Annotated in this window: 15 protein-coding genes and 1 pseudogene; 8 read left to right on the forward strand and 8 right to left on the reverse strand. The window is 58.8% G+C overall.

The window, feature by feature from the left end; all coding sequences use genetic code 11:
* Window positions 1-11: 11 nt before the first annotated feature.
* The 5 genes from ACIGEK_RS19155 to ACIGEK_RS19175 all read right to left on the reverse strand — a co-directional run bounded on the left by ACIGEK_RS19155 (window position 12) and on the right by ACIGEK_RS19175 (window position 4,842).
* The gene (locus ACIGEK_RS19155) at window positions 12-1,592 is read right to left on the reverse strand and encodes an ABC transporter ATP-binding protein (RefSeq protein WP_397494901.1); all 1,581 of its coding nucleotides are present in this window, start codon (window positions 1,590-1,592) and stop codon (window positions 12-14) included.
* Between the two features lie 271 nt (window positions 1,593-1,863).
* Window positions 1,864-2,322 carry an REP-associated tyrosine transposase gene (locus ACIGEK_RS19160; protein WP_397494838.1) on the reverse strand — a complete coding sequence of 153 codons (459 nt, stop codon included), beginning with the start codon at window positions 2,320-2,322 and terminating at the stop codon, window positions 1,864-1,866.
* A 178-nt stretch (window positions 2,323-2,500) separates the two neighbouring features.
* Window positions 2,501-3,085 (reverse strand): IMPACT family protein, encoded by a 585-nt coding sequence (locus ACIGEK_RS19165; RefSeq protein ID WP_397494839.1) that lies wholly within the window; start codon window positions 3,083-3,085, stop codon window positions 2,501-2,503.
* Window positions 3,085-3,756 (reverse strand): TetR/AcrR family transcriptional regulator, encoded by a 672-nt coding sequence (locus ACIGEK_RS19170; RefSeq protein ID WP_397494840.1) that lies wholly within the window; start codon window positions 3,754-3,756, stop codon window positions 3,085-3,087. The genes ACIGEK_RS19165 and ACIGEK_RS19170 overlap by 1 nt, the downstream gene beginning before the upstream one ends.
* Before the next feature lie 168 nt (window positions 3,757-3,924).
* Entirely contained in the window at window positions 3,925-4,842 is a 918-nt protein-coding gene (locus ACIGEK_RS19175; protein WP_397494841.1) for a LysR family transcriptional regulator, read from the reverse strand.
* 137 nt (window positions 4,843-4,979) lie between these two features.
* Between ACIGEK_RS19175 and ACIGEK_RS19180 the strand changes: the two genes are divergently transcribed.
* The 3 genes from ACIGEK_RS19180 to ACIGEK_RS19190 all read left to right on the forward strand — a co-directional run bounded on the left by ACIGEK_RS19180 (window position 4,980) and on the right by ACIGEK_RS19190 (window position 9,202).
* On the forward strand, window positions 4,980-6,326 hold the full coding sequence (locus ACIGEK_RS19180) for an aspartate aminotransferase family protein (RefSeq protein ID WP_397494842.1): 1,347 nt from the start codon (window positions 4,980-4,982) through the stop codon (window positions 6,324-6,326).
* 156 nt (window positions 6,327-6,482) lie between these two features.
* Window positions 6,483-7,979, forward strand: a complete 1,497-nt coding sequence (locus ACIGEK_RS19185) for a CoA-acylating methylmalonate-semialdehyde dehydrogenase (protein WP_397494843.1) — start codon at window positions 6,483-6,485, stop codon at window positions 7,977-7,979.
* A 440-nt stretch (window positions 7,980-8,419) separates the two neighbouring features.
* On the forward strand, window positions 8,420-9,202 hold the full coding sequence (locus ACIGEK_RS19190; RefSeq protein WP_397494844.1) for a gamma-glutamyl-gamma-aminobutyrate hydrolase family protein: 783 nt from the start codon (window positions 8,420-8,422) through the stop codon (window positions 9,200-9,202).
* A 96-nt stretch (window positions 9,203-9,298) separates the two neighbouring features.
* On the opposite strand, the gene ACIGEK_RS19195 is transcribed toward ACIGEK_RS19190, so the two are convergent.
* On the reverse strand, window positions 9,299-10,381 hold the full coding sequence (locus tag ACIGEK_RS19195) for a type I restriction endonuclease (RefSeq protein WP_397494902.1): 1,083 nt from the start codon (window positions 10,379-10,381) through the stop codon (window positions 9,299-9,301).
* A 977-nt stretch (window positions 10,382-11,358) separates the two neighbouring features.
* Window positions 11,359-12,141 (reverse strand): substrate-binding periplasmic protein, encoded by a 783-nt coding sequence (locus tag ACIGEK_RS19200; protein WP_397494845.1) that lies wholly within the window; start codon window positions 12,139-12,141, stop codon window positions 11,359-11,361.
* A 595-nt stretch (window positions 12,142-12,736) separates the two neighbouring features.
* Here ACIGEK_RS19200 and ACIGEK_RS19205 point away from each other — a divergent pair.
* The 5 genes and pseudogenes from ACIGEK_RS19205 (at window position 12,737) to ACIGEK_RS19225 (ending at window position 17,753) form a co-directional block, all read left to right on the forward strand.
* Window positions 12,737-13,510: a hypothetical protein gene (locus ACIGEK_RS19205; RefSeq protein WP_397494846.1), complete on the forward strand. Its 774-nt coding sequence runs from the start codon at window positions 12,737-12,739 to the stop codon at window positions 13,508-13,510.
* A 438-nt stretch (window positions 13,511-13,948) separates the two neighbouring features.
* A complete protein-coding gene (locus ACIGEK_RS19210; protein ID WP_397494847.1) occupies window positions 13,949-14,662 on the forward strand; it encodes a DUF4349 domain-containing protein in 714 nt (237 codons plus the stop codon).
* 104 nt (window positions 14,663-14,766) lie between these two features.
* Window positions 14,767-15,432 (forward strand): M35 family metallo-endopeptidase, encoded by a 666-nt coding sequence (locus tag ACIGEK_RS19215; protein WP_397494848.1) that lies wholly within the window; start codon window positions 14,767-14,769, stop codon window positions 15,430-15,432.
* A 353-nt stretch (window positions 15,433-15,785) separates the two neighbouring features.
* A pseudogene (locus ACIGEK_RS19220) lies at window positions 15,786-16,892 on the forward strand (cache and HAMP domain-containing protein); the annotation flags it as partial.
* A 90-nt stretch (window positions 16,893-16,982) separates the two neighbouring features.
* Window positions 16,983-17,753, forward strand: coding sequence for a methyl-accepting chemotaxis protein (locus ACIGEK_RS19225; RefSeq protein ID WP_397494903.1), 771 nt, complete (start codon window positions 16,983-16,985; stop codon window positions 17,751-17,753).
* Window positions 17,754-17,814: 61 nt separating this feature from the next.
* Here ACIGEK_RS19225 and ACIGEK_RS19230 read toward each other — a convergent pair whose 3' ends face one another.
* A complete protein-coding gene (locus ACIGEK_RS19230; RefSeq protein WP_397494849.1) occupies window positions 17,815-18,165 on the reverse strand; it encodes a hypothetical protein in 351 nt (116 codons plus the stop codon).
* Window positions 18,166-18,322: the final 157 nt, after the last annotated feature.

Raw genomic sequence — 18,322 nt, forward strand, 5'->3', positions numbered from 1 at the left:
CTGAAACTCCGTCAGCTCAGGCTGGCAGCAGCGGCTGCCGGCGTGCTTGTGATAGGGGGAAGCGGGGCGAATTCACCAGCCATCCAGCGGCCGACTTCTACCGCTTCGGTTTCTGCGGTAGCGGCCAGGGGCGAGAGCTTGCCGCTGCACAGCGCGCCAATGCGGTCGCTGATCTGGAACAGCTCGTCGAGGTCTTCGGAAATCACCAGAATCGCCGCGCCGGCATCACGCAGGGCAATCAGCGCGCGGTGAATCGCCGCCGCCGCGCCCACGTCCACCCCCCAGGTCGGGTGCGCCGCCACCAGCAGTTTCGGGTTTTGCAGGATTTCGCGGCCGAGGATAAATTTCTGCAGGTTGCCGCCGGACAGGCTGCGCGCGGGCGCATCGGCATCCGGCGTCTTTACCGCAAAGCGCTGGATAATCTCATCGGCCAGTGCTCGTACCTTGCCGCGTTGAATCAGACCTTTGCTCAGCAGGCCATGCTGAAAAGCGGTAAGCAGCGCGTTGTCGCTCAGGCTCATATCCGGCACAGCGCCATGGCCCAGGCGTTCAGCCGGGACAAAGGCCAGGCCCAGCTTGCGCCGCGCGTCCGGGTACAGATCGGCAATCGGCTGTGTATCCAGGCTGATGCGTTCACGCTCGTTGCGCGGCAGGCGGCTTTCCCCGCTGAGCAGGGCCAGCAGTTCGTCCTGACCATTGCCGGCGACCCCGGCGATACCGACGATCTCGCCGCTGCGCACGTCCAGACGGATATGGCTAAGGGTGCAGCCGAACGGATCAGCGTTGCACCAGCTGAGGTCGTCCACCCGCAAACGCGGCAGGCCGCCGCTGGCTTTCGGGTAACTGCTTTCCAGGCCTTCGGCATCGCCAACCATCAGCCGCGCCAGCTGCAGATCGCTGCATTCGGCAGGCACGCAGTGGCCCGACACTTTGCCGCCGCGCAGCACCGTGGCGCTCTGGCATAAGGCGCGCACTTCGCCGAGCTTGTGACTGATAAACAGAATGCTGCAGCCTTCGGCGGCCAGGCGGCGCAGGGTGACGAAAAGCTCGTCGGCCTCCTGTGGCGTGAGCACCGAAGTCGGTTCGTCGAGGATCAGCAGTTTGATGTCCTGCATCAGGCAACGGACGATCTCCACCCGCTGCCGTTCGCCAATGGACAGGCTGTGCACCAAACGGCCCGGCTCCAGGGCCATGCCGTAACGCTGCGAGACCTCACGAATCTTCGGTTCCAGCTGCTTTGGTGTGCCGGCGCTGGCTCCCATGGCTAGGGCGATGTTCTCTGCGACGGTCAGCGTTTCAAACAGCGAGAAATGCTGGAAGACCATGCCCACGCCCAGGCTGCGCGCCATGGCCGGGTCACGCATTGAAAGCAGCTCACCGTGCCAGCGGATTTCGCCGCTGTCGGGCTGGGTAACGCCGTAGATGATCTTCATCAGAGTGCTTTTACCGGCACCGTTTTCGCCCAGCAGCGCATGAATCTCGCCGGCGGCAATCGTCAAATCGATACGGTCGTTGGCTAGGCAGCCGGGGTAGCGCTTGCTGATACCGCTCAGCTGCAAGCGTGGAACAGAGGGGGAACTGGACATGGGCAGTGGCTCAGGAATGACAACTTGCCTGGTTAAAGCAAAAAGCTGGCCAGTGAGTCAGAAAAGCCGCTGTGCGGCGTTGCCTCCAGATCACATGCAACACCATAGTTGCCAAGGGCTCCAGCTTGGTGCGCAGTCCTGCGATTTTGGTGCGTTTTGGCGCATCGCGGGCAAGCCCGCTCCTACATTTGAGCGTGCGCTGATCAGAGATTTTTGGAATGCTGCTGTCCCTGTAGGAGCGGGCTTGCCCGCGATAAATCCTGAGGCGGGCGCACACTCAGAACCACACCGCATCCCATAGCGGGTAGTCGCCAATGCGCTTTACCAGGCCAGCCCGCAGCGGATTGGCGACGATATAACGAGCCGCCGATTGCAGGTCTTCATCTTGGCGCAGCGCGCGGTCGTGGTAACCCGGCTGCCAAATTGGGCCCTGGGTGCCTAGGTGCTGATTGATCTGCCGTGCGCTGTTGCTTTTGATCCGGCGCATCAATTCATCGAGAGAGCCTGTCTGCAGTTGCACAAGCCAATGCAGGTGATCGGGCATTACCACCCAGGCTAGAGACGCAACCTGTTTTTGCTCATGGGCCGTGCGCAATTCCCTGATCAGCAAGCGGGCCGAGATGAAATCATTAAATAGCGGGTGGCGCTGCAGCAGGGTGGTGGTCAGCAGGTAAGTGCGTTCGGGCTCTGAATAGCGACCACGCCGCAGGTTGGAACCATGGGGTTTTGCAGGCATTCCATTGCCTCTTGTGGTGTATCCGAGAGTGATCGCGGGCAAGCCCGCTCCTACAAAAGTGTGCAGCGCCCGGCAATCGTGGTTACGCCGCTCCCCCTGTAGGTGCGGGCTTGCCCGCGATAATTCGTGAAATAGGCTGCAGTCTCACAGGCACAGTGAGAAGCGTAGTGCAGTGGATCTAGCGCGGTAGTAACTCAACCCGCCCACGGCTGATATCCGCCAGCAGCCGTTGCAGCTCGGCAACCCTTGGCGCAGGTACAGCCAGGTGCAATTCGGCGCCGCTGGCGTCGTAGGTTTCGCTTGCCAGCAGGCTGTCCAGTTCGCTCAGGCGCGCCTTGAGCAGCGGAAGTTCGGCGAACAGGCAATGGCAGCGGTAATGCTCGCGGGTGATCAGTTCGCGGCGCGGGGCTGCTTGCAGGCATTTGTTGGCGCTGCCGCCGTAGGCGCGGGCCAGGCCGCCGGTGCCGAGTTGGATGCCGCCGTACCAGCGGATCACCAGCACCGCGACCTGATCCATGTCCTGCGCTTCAATCGCCGCAAGTATTGGCCGGCCGGCGGTGCCGCCGGGTTCGCCATCGTCACTGAAACGATACTGCTGGCCGACCTTCCAGGCCCAGCAGTTATGGCTGGCGCTGGCATCGCTATGCGCGGCGATAAATGCCTGCGCCTCAGCCGCACTGGTAACCGGCGCGGCGAGGGTAAGAAAGCGGCTTTTGCGAATCTCCTCGCGGTACTCGCAAGGGCCGAGCAGGGTCGCGGGCATCAGGCGTCTTTGGCAGGCGGTGTCAGGCCACAGCCCTTGAGGATAATGGCGATCAACTGATCGGCCGCCTCTTCATAATCCGCTTTTACCAGGCGCGAACGACCGGTGACACGGCAGATTTGTGAGGCAAAGTCAGCATAGTGCTGGGTGCTGCTCCACATCAGGAAAATCAGGTGCACCGGGTCGACCGGGTCCATCTTGCCCGCAGCGCTCCAGGCTTCTAATACTGTGGCGCGGCCACGGAACCAGTCCTGGTAATCCTGATTGAGCATGTGCGACAGGTGCTCGCCACCACTGATTACTTCCATGGCATAGATGCGTGAGGCTTTCGGGTGGCGGCGAGAAAATTCCATTTTGCCGCGGATATAGTTGGCCAGCGCTGTGGCCGGGTCGTCGTCCACGGTCAGGTTATTGAAGGTGCTGTCCCATAGCTCAAGAATGTTCACCAGTACCGCCTGGTAAAGCCCCAGCTTGTTGTTGAAGTAGTAATGCAGGTTGGCCTTCGGCAGCCCGACATTCTGCGCGATGGTGTTCATGCTGGTGCCTTTGAAGCCGTGTTTGGCGAACTCTTCTTCGGCAGCCTTGATGATGGCTTCTTCATTTTTCTGACGAATGCGCCCGGCCGGTTTGTTGGTTGGATCGGCTCGGTGCGCAAGTACTTCAACAGTCATGGGCTATTCCGCAGTGGTCAGGTTTTCGGACGACTGCACTGATACCCCAGCGCCGCCGAGGTGACAAGCGCAAGGAGAGGGAAAAGCGCTATATGCGCCATTTAATCGGGCTTTTGCACTGTCTTTGTGCGTGTTCTGCAAGCATTAGCACCAACTTTCAGCGGGCCTTCATGCCTCTGCCAGGGCTTCCAGAAAGCTCTCCAGCACCAAGTGCGGGCGCCGGCCTTTGCGGGTTACCGAGGCCAGGCTGACGTCGTAGTAACGGCTGTCGGGCTTGAGTACGCGCAGGCGGCCTTGCTGCACCCATGCCTGGGCGTAGTGGTCGGGCAGGTAACCGATATAGCGTCCGGTGAGAATCAGAAAGGCCATGCCTTCACGGTCCGAGGCGCTGGCCGTGCAATTGAGCGCCTGGTAGTGGCTCTGCACTTCGGGCGGTAGGCGGAAGGTCGGCGCGATGGCTTCCTGAGCGTTCAGCCGTTCATCTTCGAGCTGCTGATCATCGACATAGAACAACGGGTGGCCGACCGCGCAGTAGAGCAGCGAGCGCTCGTCGTACAGCGCCTGGTATTCCAGACCAGACAGCGCCGTTACCTGCGGCACCACGCCGATATGCAAGCGGCCATCGAGCACGCCTTGTTCCACTTCGCTGGGCGGGGTCATGCGGATATGGATATGCACGTCGGGGCCGCGCTCCTTGAGCCGAGCCAGGGCGTTGGTGATGCGCATGTGTGGAACCGTCACCAGGTTGTCGGTGAGGCCGATATTCAGCTCGCCGCGCAGGTGCTGGTGCAGGCCGTTGACCTCGGTACGAAAGCTTTCCAGTGCGGCCAGCAGCTGCTGGGTGCTCTGGTAGACCTCGCGGCCTTCCTCGGTCAGGGCAAAGCCGGCGCGGCCGCGTTGGCACAGGCGCAAACCGAGGCGTTGTTCGAGGTCGCTCATCTGCTGGCTGATTGCCGAGCGGCCGATGCCCAGCGCGCTTTCCGCAGCGGAAAAGCCGCCGCACTCCACCACGCTGCGAAATAGCTTGAGCAGGCGAATATCAAAATCACTGACCTGGGCCAGCGGATCGGGGCGGCGGGTGCTCATTGCGAATGGCTCATTGTTTAGTGATTGGTTAACTAAAGATAAGAAGAGTCGTGTTTTCCTGACTCTAAGCCCGTGGCACCTTTGCTGGCAACTGCTTCTCTATCTAAGAACACCGCCCTTCCTTGCGAGGCCGCACCATGAACATGCCGCAGACCGAAGTCCCATCCCTGGCCAGCCAGCTCAAGCTGGATGCGCACTGGATGCCGTTTTCCGCCAACCGCAACTTCAAGCGTGACCCACGCCTGATCGTCGGCGCCGACGGTAACTACTTCATCGACGATAAAGGTCGGCGCATTTTCGACAGCCTGTCCGGGCTGTGGACCTGCGGTGCAGGGCATAACCGCAAAGAAATTCAGGAGGCCGTGGCCAAGCAGCTGGGCACCCTCGATTACGCGCCGGGCTTCCAGTACGGCCACCCACTGTCTTACCAACTGGCTGAGAAAATCACCGAGCTGACCCCGGCTGGCCTCGATCACGTGTTCTACACCGACTCCGGCTCCGAGTGCGCTGACACCTCGGTGAAGATGGCCAAGGCCTACTGGCGCCTGAAAGGTCAGCCGAGCAAAACCAAATTTATCGGCCGTGCCCGTGGCTACCATGGTGTGAACATCGCGGGCACCTCGCTGGGCGGCATCGGCGGTAACCGCAAGATGTTCGGCCAGATGATGGACGCCGACCACCTGCCGCACACCCTGCAGTCGCACCTGGCCTTCACCAAAGGCATGGCCGAGACCGGCGGCGTGGAGCTGGCCAACGAGCTGCTGAAACTGATCGAACTGCACGACGCCTCGAACATCGCTGCGGTGATCGTCGAGCCGATGTCGGGTTCCGCTGGTGTGATTGTGCCGCCGACCGGCTATCTGCAGCGTCTGCGTGAGATCTGTACTCAGCACAACATCCTGCTGATCTTCGACGAAGTGATCACCGCTTACGGCCGCATGGGCAAGTGGACCGGTGCCGAATACTTCGGCGTTACCCCGGACATCATGAACACCGCCAAGCAGGTCACCAACGGCGCGATTCCACTGGGCGCAGTGATCGCCTCCAGCGAGATCTACAACACCTTTATGAACCAGGCGATTCCCGAGCACATGGTCGAGTTCGGCCACGGCTACACCTACTCGGGCCACCCGGTTGCTTGTGCCGCCGGCCTGGCAACCCTGGAACTGCTCAAACGCGACAACCTGATCGAGCAATCCGCCGCCCTGGCGCCGATCTTTGAAGAGAAGCTGCACAGCCTCAAAGGCAGCAAGAACGTCATCGACATCCGCAACTGTGGCCTGGCTGGTGCGATCCAGATCAGCCCACGTGATGGCGACCCGGTGATCCGTCCGTTCGAAGCTGGTATGGCCTTGTGGAAGGCTGGCTTCTACGTGCGCTTCGGCGGCGACACCCTGCAGTTTGGGCCAACCTTCAACACCAAGCCTGAGCAGTTGGACTCGGTGTTCAATGCCGTCGGCGATGTGCTGAACAGCCTCGACTAAGGCGTAGGGTGGATGACGCTTCACCCATCCACCAAGTTGCCGCGCCGCAAGGTGGATGAAAACAGCGTCATCCACCCTACGGGAATCCCCCAATTTTCCTGCAGGAGCCAGCCGTTCGGCTTCTGCAAAAACAAGATCCGTTATTAAGGAACTGCCATGACCCTCGTAAACCACCTGATCCACGGCGAAATGACCGCCGGTACTGGCCGCAGCGCCGACGTGTTCAACCCGTCCACCGGTGAAGTCAGCAAGCAAGTTGCCCTGGCCGACCGCGCCACCATGCAGCTGGCCATCGACTCGGCCAAGAGCGCCTTCCCGGCCTGGCGCAACACGCCGCCAGCCAAGCGCGCCCAGGTAATGTTCCGCTTCAAGCAGCTGCTCGAGCAGCACGAAGCAGCTATCTCCAAGCTGATCAGTGAAGAGCACGGCAAGACCCTGGAAGACGCCGCTGGTGAACTCAAGCGCGGCATCGAGAACGTCGAATTTGCCTGCGCCGCCCCGGAAATCCTCAAGGGCGAGTACAGCCGCAATGTTGGACCGAACATCGACGCCTGGAGCGATATGCAGCCTATCGGCGTTGTGGCCGGCATCACCCCGTTCAACTTCCCGGCCATGGTGCCGCTGTGGATGTACCCGCTGGCCATAGTCTGCGGTAACTGCTTTATCTTGAAGCCATCCGAGCGCGACCCAAGCTCCACCCTGTATATCGCTCAATTGCTGCAAGAGGCCGGTCTGCCGAAAGGCGTGCTCAACGTGGTGCACGGTGACAAGGAAGCCGTGGATGCGCTGATCGAAGCGCCGGAAGTCAAAGCCCTGAGCTTTGTCGGCTCGACTCCTATCGCTGAGTACATCTACAGCGAAGGCACCAAGCGCGGTAAGCGCGTACAGGCCCTGGGCGGCGCGAAAAACCACGCCGTATTGATGCCTGATGCTGATCTGGACAACGCCGTCAGCGCACTGATGGGCGCGGCCTACGGTTCCTGCGGCGAGCGCTGCATGGCCATCTCCGTCGCCGTGTGCGTCGGCGACCAGATTGCTGATGCGCTGGTGCAGAAGCTCATTCCTCAGATCAAAGCGCTGAAAATCGGTGCCGGCACCTCCTGCGGCCTGGACATGGGCCCGCTGGTTACCGCTGCGGCGCGTGACAAGGTCAAAGGCTATATCGACGCTGGTGTTGCCCAGGGCGCAAGCCTGGTGGTCGACGGTCGTGATCTGGTGGTGGCCGGTAACGAGAATGGCTACTTCGTCGGCGGCACGCTTTTTGACAGAGTCACACCTGAGATGACCATCTACACCGACGAAATCTTCGGCCCTGTGCTGTGCATCGTCCGCGTCGGCAGCCTGGAACAAGCCATGCAACTGATCAACGACCACGAATACGGCAACGGCACCTGCATCTTCACCCGTGACGGTGAGTCGGCCCGCCTGTTCTGCGACGAGATTGAAGTCGGCATGGTCGGCGTCAACGTACCGCTGCCGGTACCAGTGGCCTACCACAGCTTCGGCGGCTGGAAGCGCTCGCTGTTCGGTGACCTGCACGCCTACGGCCCGGACGGTGTGCGCTTCTACACCCGCAAGAAGGCCATCACCCAGCGCTGGCCGCAACGCGCCAGCCATGAGGCGGCGCAATTCGCCTTCCCGAGTAATGGCTAAGTAACACCCAGGGGGCTGATCGCAGGATCAGCCCCCTTTTTTGATACGCAGAACTACCAGTAGGAGCGGCCGGGCGGCGTTCCGTCATGCCCGCGATCAAGGCCAACGCCAAGTCACCCACAGGCGCAATTATTCTGTAGGAGCGGCCTTGGCCGCGATCGTTGCCAACCGCGAATCGTGGGCAAGGACTAGGCGTCCCCCCGCTCCTACACAAGTAGCACCGTAGGATGGGGCGGGCCGCGCAGGTTGAGCGCAGCGATACCCATCAAGCAGCAGCAGTTTCACGCAACAAACCAGCCGCGCGGGCGCGGCGTTGGTGCAGTGCCCGGCCTGGCCGGTTACGGCACCCCTTGGGTGAGCGGGTTCAGGGTTTCCTGGCCCGCAAGCCCGCTCTCCCAAGGGCAGCCCACTTCAATTATTAATGAAGAGGACTCCTTGCAATGAATAAACCCATGATTGGCCTACCCCTGTGCCGTTGGCAGCTGACCAGCCGTGATATCGGCTGGTTTCACCTGGTGGGCGAGAAGTACATCCACGCCGTTACCGGCTTCGGAGCCTTCCCGCTGATGATCCCGGCGTTTGGCGATGATCTGGACATGGACACGGTGCTGGATAGCGTCAGCGGCATCATGTTCGGCGGCTCGCTCTCCAACGTGCACCCCAGCTTTTATGGCGACGACCATCCCGGTCTCGGTCTGGCCGACAAACCCCGTGATGAAACCGTGCTGCGCCTGCTGCGCGCCTGTATTGATCGCGGCATTCCCTTCCTCGGCATCTGCCGGGGCATGCAGGAAATGAACGTGCTATTTGGCGGCACCCTGCACCGCGAAGTGCACGAGGTTGAAGGGCGTCTTGATCACCGTGAGGTGAAGGATGTACCGGACGACGTGGCCTATGGCCCGATGCACAACGTGGCCCTGACCGAGGGTGGCGTGTTGCATAAGCTGTTCGGCGAGCGGCAGATCAAGGTCAACTCGTTGCACGGTCAGGGGGTTGATCGCCTGGGCGAGGGCTTGCAGGTTGAAGCCGTGGCCGAGGATGGGCAGATCGAGGCGGTCAGCGTGATTGGCGCCAAGGCGTTTGCAGTTGGGGTGCAGTGGCATCCCGAGTATCGCTATTGGGAGAAGGCGGATTACAACGCGCTGCTGGGGGCGTTTCATCAGGCGGCGCGGGAGTATCAGGTGAGGAAGCTTGAGCGCCGCAGTGAGGCTGCGGTGGCCTGAGTCGAGTGGTGATTTAAACAAAAGGCCCATCGATTGATGGGCCTTTTGTTTTGAGAGTTGATGGGTATTGCTGTGCTTAACCCATGCTACGTGCTGCTAGTAGAAGCTTATGGTTGTTTTCAGTTGATCAGCAAAATCATAGATTTCGTCGAGTGAGCTGATGGGGTGGCGCGTTTCGTTCTTTTCTTGGTCGAAAATACCGATATATTTTTGCGTGCGATTGAAGTGCAAGCGGCATATCGGTTTACGATTGTTATCGTCTAGCAATATTCCAAAGTAACTTTGAGTGTCGCGTTGAATGATGCGTTTGGAGTCAACAACGGAACGCACAATAGCTTTGACGATGTGATAGCCCTCAAGCTCTTCTAAGGTGGTCAGAACCTTGTCTTCTGCAGCGTCGTCAATTTGCTCATTTGCAGGATTTGCCGGTGGCGAAGTCGTGGCCGCGTAACTGGGTTGAATGGCTCCGCTCATTGCGGATTTCAGGCGGTCGTTGATTTGGTCGTTCAAGAATTGCGCGACTGCCTTGCGGGTCAACTCTGCAAATTGTTCACGTACTTTTTGAGTGATCATCCCTTCGTAAACACGGGATGCAAAGAATTTTACGAAGTCGTCGTCAGGCTTGGTGAATTGAAGTGCGATTTGTTTTTTTATCTGACTTACATACTTTAACTCGCCCGCAGCGTTGACTATAGATTCAACGTCGAAGGCTGATTTCGTAAGTTTTAAAAGTTCGGGTACTGCGTGCTCGTCGATATCTAATAGATCAAGTTCAAGGAAGGGCTTCTCATCCATTTTGTTTGGGGCGTCAAGGTCAGTGAAGAATTTATAGACTTGACCATTAGTTAGGATTGAGATTCTGGCGTTTGTTACATGGAAGTAGCGGAAGAGCTGTGAGGCATGATTGAGGTTAAGCGGTTCGCCAATTTTCTTACATTCGATCAGTATCTGAACTTCGCCATCTTTTAATATTGCGTAGTCAATTTTTTCACCCTTCTTCGTCCCAATGTCACAGACGAATTCCGGGGTTACTTCTCTTGGGTCGAATACGTCGTAGCCGAGAACGGTGTTTATAAATGGCATGACAAATGCGTTTTTCGTGGCTTCTTCCGTTTTAATTGCACTTGCCTGCTGGCGGATTTTTGCTGAAAGGCTGTTTAACTTCTCGAAGAACTCCATGTTTAGCTCCTTGCTATTGATGCGGTATTTTTCTGTGCGCCTGTAGGATGGATTGAGCGTAGCGATACCCTTCAATAATGGCCATTCGAGATCATCATTCGTTGTGCTGTTCTGCTGCGGTAGCAGTGTCCTCGCCGCCTCTGCGTTGCCCGGGTTATCGGTTCCGCCCTTACGGCGGCTCACTTTTGGCAAACGCCCGGATGGCCGGCCCCGCCAAAAGTAAGCAAAAGGTCTTGCCCCTTGCATCCGGCCCGACTTCGTCGGGTCCCCTCGCTCCATCATTGCTTCAGGGGCACGCTGCGAAGGGCCATCCCTGGCCCATCGCGGCTCTCGCGGCATCCATGCCGCTCAACCCCTTCCACAACGATTCCACTCGGCCTCCTGATGGGGCGTTTGGCGTCGTCTGTGAGATTGGTGTTTTTAGAAGCACAGCAAACTGTAGGAGCGGGCTTGCCCGCGATGCTTCTGCCGTTGCTCTTAGCTCTGCCTTCCACAAATAGCCCAAACAACGCGATCCCCGAATCCCGTCAGGAGGCCGAGTAGAGGTGCTGTGGAGAGGGGCGTTTGGCATGGATGCCAAACGAGGAACGGTGGGCCAGGGATGGCCCACCGTGACGACCCTCGGAACAGCACTGGAGCGAGGGAAGTTGAGCGCAGCGAAACCCGGATGCCGGGCGCGCTTTTTCTTTGGTTACTTTCTGCGCGAGTGAAGAGATACGCAGCGAAGCGTAGTAACAGCCGAAGGCTGGCCCGGAGGGTGAGCGCAGCGAATCAAGTAACTCGCCGTAAGGGCGAAACCAGTACGTAGCGGCAATAGATCTGCGGCGGATGTTCCACATAGCTCCCACGCTCCTGCGTGGTAGCCATCCTGCGACGCTCTGCGTCGCCTACTGGACTCGGATGTACAACTCCCGTTAGTGGACGCTGGGGTGTCGATGGCGGCATTCCCACGCGGAGCGTGGGAATGATCCATTGGGTTACTGCCCCACCTGGGCGTCTTGCGGGACGCGAAAGCCTAGTCGCGCTTTCATGTTCAGTTCCAGTTCCGCCACGCGCCCGCTGACGATGAGTCTGTTTAGTTCTTCTTCAAATATTTTCGACAGGCGTTCGCCGTCGGGATGGTTTTTGGAAAAGCTCAGCCAGAAACCATCGAGGGAGATCATGCCGACGCGTTCGATTTGGGAGCCGAATTTCTCATCGAGAATTCGTAGCTGCCCAGGCAGGGTATTCATGACGATGAAGTCCACCCGGCCCTTGATCAGCATGTTCATCAGGTTGGTATCGGATTGCGCTACAGCGTGTTCAATCTTTGGGTTCTGCATGAAGTCGGTTGGGTAGGTGTAGCCGTTGGTAATACCAACAGTGTGGTTCTCGAGGTCTTTGCTGTTTAACTCGGGTTGAAAGCGGCCACGCAGGGCAAAAATGGCCAGGCCTTCGTGAAACATCGGGGTGGGGTGCCAGTAGAACTTGTTGCGGTTGGCTTCGGTGATGGTGACGTTGAAGCAGGCTACGGTGTGCCCGGTCTCGGCGTAATGCAGGCAGCGCGAGAACGGTACGGTGACAAACTCCACTTCAATATTGCGCCGGGCAAAGATCTCGCGCACCAGTGTGGGGGTAAAGCCATCTGGCTCAGGGCTGTCGGCACGCTTGGCGGAGTAGGGTGCCCAGTCATCTTCGGCGGCAATCAGGATGCGTTCTGCATGGGCCTGTGCGGCCAATATGGATATCAGTGCTGCCAGTGCATATCGCCGTATGCTCATGGTGTGTTCCGTCAGTGTGCAGAGGACTCTGCCGAGTGCTGTGAGTATAGGTCGCCCTACTTGGTTGGACGCTGGTGAGACGGATGGTCATCCTGTGGGCGCTGGGCTTTTGGTGTCCGGCTGTTGGGTGCAGTTGAACGCCTGCGTGGTGAGCACTTAGTCGGATGTCAGGCACGTTGTGGGCGCGCAGACGGGGTGTCCACCCTGTGCCGTTCTGTGGTGCCGTTCGCAATTTTTGTAAACAACCAGCCCCTCGAGTCGGGTCTGTCGCTTGGGGCTTGTAGGCGCTGAAAGTGCTGCGGAGTGCTGCGGAGTGCGGCAGTCGGCGCTGATGCATAAATAGCTTTCACTGAGCTTTCAGGGGAAATACCGTTAGTCGGCTAACTATTTTTCCTGGGCGGCGTCCTATCGGCACGCAGATGAATTAGAATGCGCCCCCGCTGCAGGCGTCGGAATGCACTCTCCCTTCATTCACGCACGCCCATTTTCATAAGAACCGAACAGCGTCCCCTGTCCTCACTCCGCCCCCGCTTGCGTTGTGATCGATGTTCTTTTGATACCCGCCCTGTGTGCGAATTAAGGAAATACCGTGTTTATGAAAGAATTTTTACGTGCGTTGCTACTCGGTAGCAGCCTGTTGCTTAGCGTTGCCAGCTGGGCGCAGATGGCTCCCCTGGAAGCGATGAACATGGCCGGTCTACAGCGCAGCCTGGGGCAGATCGTCGCCAAGGATTACTTGATGATCGGTTCCGATGTGAGGGTCGATGCGGCCTCGCAGCAGCGTGACGAGAGCATTGCGCTGTTTGAAAACCATCACCAGCAGCTGAAAGACTTCGCGCCTACTGATGAGATCCGCGCTTCGCTGGCGAAGGTTGAGGCTATTTGGGTTGAGTACAAGCCCTTAATCACGGCGCAGCCGGATAAAGCCCAGGCCCCGGTTGTGCTGGCCACGGCTGAGAAGCTGGTCAAGGAATGCCAGCTGATGGTCGATCTGTTTGAGAAGCACAACGGCGATGCCGCCTCGCATGCGATCAATCGCAGTGGCTGGAACCGCGTCCTGACCCAGCGCACGGCGATGTTCTACATGGCACGTGCCTGGGGTGTTTCGGCGCCGAATCTGGATGCTGATTTCAATGCGTCCGTGCAGGAATTTAGCGTGATCATGCAGGAGCTTCAGGCCAACAAGGCTCCGAATACTGAGATCGCCGATGCGCTGCGTAAGACCGATGCCAAGTGGCAGTTCACCAGCCGGGCATTTTCCTCCAAGGACTTTGTACCCACCATCGTTGCGGTGAATGCGGATTCGATGTTCCGTCAGCTGAATGAAATGACCCGACTGTATGCAGGTCTGCGTACCGACAGCCTCTGATCGGCAGTAGAGGGCGGCGCCCCGTTTAGAGTCGGGGCGTTGTTCTCGGTAAAGTTTGGGCGCTGGTTGAGATGCATTCGGCCAGTGATGTGACGCTGCTTGCTGCATTGCGAGCGGAACACGCGGGTCTCTTGTCGCAAGCGACCCGACAGACACCCCCCCGACCACTGCACCTTGTATCCGTGGCGCTGCCAATGGCCAATGGCGCTCTGGCTCTAGTCGAGCCGCGACACTAGCCATCAGTCGCCAGCCTCTGAAATCCAATCCATCGCTGCTTTGCATGGGCGCGCTGCCTCGCTGTACCTGGGGATCGGCGCTGAGCGTGTGTGTGGGCTTTCACGGTCATCACAAAACGCCTGTCTAGGGCATGACGGGCCTTTGTCCGGCCCCGTATGATCGCCCGCTTATTTACAGCATCGGCCAGTGAGGGCCTTACGGATGAAGCGATATCTGCGGCAATGGAAGTTTTGGCTGCTGTGCATGCTGCTGGGTAGCGTGCTGGGCTGTGCTTCGCGCGGTGGCGAGTATATGAATGAGGCAGCTACTTCTGCCGAGGCGGCAATGCCGGGCTCGCAGCTGCAAGGCAAGGCAGCAGGTCGCCTGTTGGTCTGGACCGCCAGCTTTACCCTGGAAGTTGTGGATGTCGAGAAGGCCAAGGCGCAGTTAAGCGAGCGCATGCTGGCGCTGGGTGGTTATGTTGAGGAAATCAGCGATTACGGGTACGACAACCAGAGCCTGGTTTTTCGCGTGCCCAAGGATGCGTTTGACGCGGCCATGGGCCGTGTCGAGCAGAGCGGTAAGGTGCTGCGGCGGCACGTTAAAGGTGAGGATGTCACCGAGCAGTACGTGGATGTGGAAACACGCTTGAACAATAACCGGGCACTGCGTGATCGCCTCAAGGACCTACTCGCCAAGGCCAGGGATGTGAAAGACATTCTGCAGATCGAGAGTGAGCTTAATCGCGTGCAGTCGGAGATCGATTCGATGGACGCACGCATGCGCATCCTCAAGGATCAGATCCAGATGTCCACCCTGACGGTTGAGTTACGCAAGCAGGTGCCGGCCAAACCCGCGACGATCTACGGTCCGCTTGGCTATCTGTATAAGGGCGCTGAGTGGTTTGTGACCAAGCTGTTCATCATCCGCGAATAGACTGCGGAAAGGCTTCCTGCTGATTGCGCGGGGTGCAGGGTTTTACAAGGGGTTGCCATCCGCAACTGCGATGGCTGCCCCTAACCTGCACAAGGAAGCTGATCATGCAAATCACCCCCGTCTCATCCTTTATTCCGTTGTCCCTTGCACGCCTGCTGGGCGGGCTGGCGCTGCTGTTGGCGCTGGCGCAGCCGGCCATGGCGGTAAATATCGTCTACGACGGCTCATGCGCAAACGGCCCAGACCGTCTTGCTGTGGCCAATGCGGTGGCGCGCGCCACGACCTGGGCAAATGATGCCTACAACGAGGTGAACAACAACGAGCAGGCACTGCGCAATAACCCGCCTACCGCTTATCGGACCTGGTTCGGTACCTTTGAACAGGACCGCTATCAGCGGGTACGCGGTGTGCTGGATGGCGTGCGCTTCAAGCTCAACTCAGATAGCACCATGACAGCCTATTGCCGAAGAGATACGGATCGAGCTTGCGAAACAGGTGTTGGTGTCGCCGCCACTATTGCGGCCACTTTGCCGCGTGTGCGGAGTGATTTTGAGGTGTGGTTCTGCACTGCTTTCTTTGCGCTGCCTGCCAACGTTGGCCTCGATACTCAGGCCGGAAGCGTGCTGCACGAAATGACCCATTCGATGGGGAATACCGAGGATTATGCCAACGGGCCCTCTGACGCGGGGAACCTGGCCACGCAGGCACCCGCTCGTGCCGTCGATAACGCCGACAACTACGAGTTCTTTGTCGAGCAGCTTTACGATTGAGTGTCGTTACTTGGCGCGCTGTCGTTGTGATTTTGCTGGCCAGGCTGATGGGCTGGCAGACGTTCAAGCCAAAGCCCCGCAGATGCGGGGCTTTGGCTATTGGTATTGCCCCGCCCAAGCTCTTCTGAGTAAGTGGTTCACTCGCTGCGGTCGCCTTGTGCCTGCCGCTTGGCGCTTTAGTCGTCGGTGACATGGCTTGGTTTTAGCTTTTTTAGCAGGGCGCGCGTGCAGTTATTGGCTGTCGGCCTGGCGATGCTGTTGTCGGGCAAGCAGCTGGCGTGGCGGCCAGGCTTAACTATTCTCTACAAGCGCCGATACAGCGTTTCATACAGATAATCAGAAGGCGACTTCGTATGAGCATTAAGTCCAAACTGTTGGTGAGCTTTCTGGTTGCAACCCTTATCCCCGTGCTGGTGGTGGCGCTGCTGACGATTCGTAATGTCACGGAGCAGGCCAAAGAGAATTTCCTGGCATCCAGCAGCCTGGACATGAAGCTGGTGAACAACAGCTTTGCCACTTTTTTTGATTCGGTGGGTTACACCGTTTCGGCCCTGGCGGAATATCCCGCAGTCAAAGATACCGAGGGCGGTCCGCTGACCACCTATTTCGGTGAGGCCCGCAAGCCTGGCCAGGTCGCTACTGCCAACGGTGGTCGTGAAAAGCAGATTTTCGATTACTACTCCAGCATCGGTAAGAACAACCCCACCTTTGGTTACGTTTATATGAGCGATACCAACGGTGGCTATGTGGAGTGGCCGGGCACCGGCGATTACGGTGACTGGGACCCGCGCAAGCGTGAGTGGTACCCCATCGGTCGAGATGCCAACTTCACCCTGGCCCGTCGTGACGGTTATTACTGGGAGCCGGATGACGCGGTGTATGTCTCGGTGCTTAAAGGCTTCAAGGACAACGCCGGGCAGTTTGCCGGGGTAGTGGCGGTGGATGTGTCGCTGAAAGCGCTGACCGATATGGCGCAAAAGGTTCGCTTTGGTGAAACCGGTTTTCTGATGCTGGTAGAAGGCAGTGGCACCTTGCTGGTGGATGGCCTGCAGCCGGACAACAACTTCAAGAAAATTAGCGAGCTGCCCGGCGAGCACTTTGCTGCAATCGGCAAGACCCAAAATGGCTTGGTCGAGGTGGAAATCGACGGGGTCGCCTATATGGCTAACGTGTACACCTCGCCTGAGATGGGCTGGAAGTTTGTCGGCTTCAAGCAGGCCGATGAGATTTACGCGAGCGCCCGTGAGCTGACCTGGATCACCCTGGTGGTCTGTATCGTGCTGGTGCTGGTATTCGGCGTGGCAGGGGTGGTTATCGCTAACCGCATCGTCAACCCGATCAATCTGGTGAAGGACGGGCTGCGCACTATCGCTCAGGGTGAAGGTGACCTGACCCGCCGCCTGGAGCTGATCAGCAAGGATGAAACCGGTGAGCTGGCCAAGTGGTTCAATCAGTTTATCGAGTCGATCCAGGGCATGATCAAGGTGATCAAGGAGAACGCCATCAGCATGGATGGGGTGTCCAGCGATACCAACAAACGCACCACGGCGATGTCCGCCACGCTGCAGCGTCAGTTGAGTTCGGTAGAGCAGATTGTCACGGCGGTGACCGAGATGTCTTCGGCGGCCAATGAAGTGGCCAAGACCTGCGTGCAGACCGCTGATGTGTCGGAGCAGGGGCTGGTGGCTACGCGCAATGGTAAAGAGGTGATTGCCCGCAGTACGTCCGGGGTTAACAAGCTCGGCACCAGCATCCAGAACTCCAGCAAGGTGATTCAGGAGCTGGAGAAGGAAACGGTCAATATCAACAATATCCTTTCGACCATTCAGCAAATCGCCGAGCAGACCAACCTGCTGGCGCTGAACGCAGCTATCGAAGCCGCCCGCGCGGGCGAGCAGGGGCGTGGTTTTGCTGTGGTGGCCGATGAAGTGCGCAACCTGGCCAAACGCACCCAGGACTCTACTGAGCAGATCAACAATATCCTTAACCTGCTGGTTAACCGTATCAAGGAAGTGACGGTGAGCATGGACCAAAGCCTGGTCGAGTCGGGCAAGGCTATCGTGCTGTCTGAAGAGGTTATGGCCGCCTTCGAAAGCATTGAAGGCAAGGTACAGATGATCCGCGACATGACCATGCAGATCGCCACTGCGACCGAGGAGCAGCATCTGGTGACCGAGGAAATCAACCAGAACATCGTCGCCATCAACGATGCAGTGACGCAGATATCTGTGCAGGCAGCCGAGGTGGAAAGCTATGCCCAGGAACAAAGCGGCCTGAGCAGTGAGCTGAAACAGCTGGTGGTGCGCTTCCGTACGGAGTAAGCGAGCCGGCGCGATGCACTGGTGACCCCAAGGAAAAGCCCCGCACTTGCGGGGCTTTTGTTTACCAGCGATAGCCACGGTCGTCGTGGCCGCGGTGTTTGTGGCCATGCCAGCGTTTGTGGCGCGGCCGTTCCTGGACGTAATACACCGGCGCAGGTTGGTAGTAGACCGGCTGACGCTCGTAATACACCCGTTGTGGCGGGTAATAGGCCGGTGGCGGCGGGTAGTACTCGCGCGGTGGTGGGGCATAAACCGGCGCAGGGCGGCTCTGGCTGACGATTACTCCACCAATCACCGCGCCCACCACGGCTCCGGCAATCGCTGCGTCACGGTTGGAGGCCTGCGCTGGAGCCTGGGCAAGCAGCGCCAGGCTGGCCAGCAGGCCGGTGATAAGGGGGATACGTGACAGCATGATCGAAACTCCTCTGCAAACCGGTCTTTCCCGGCTTGTAGTTTCGACACTGGGTGTTGCGCTGCATTGCAGGGTGGAATGTAAAGCCTGTGTAAAACAGGGAGGCGATACGGGCTGGCCAAACGCAGTGCAAACTGGCCAGCCCGCACTGTCTGTT

The organism is Pseudomonas sp. NPDC079086 (assembly GCF_044542155.1).
GTDB lineage: Bacteria > Pseudomonadota > Gammaproteobacteria > Pseudomonadales > Pseudomonadaceae > Aquipseudomonas.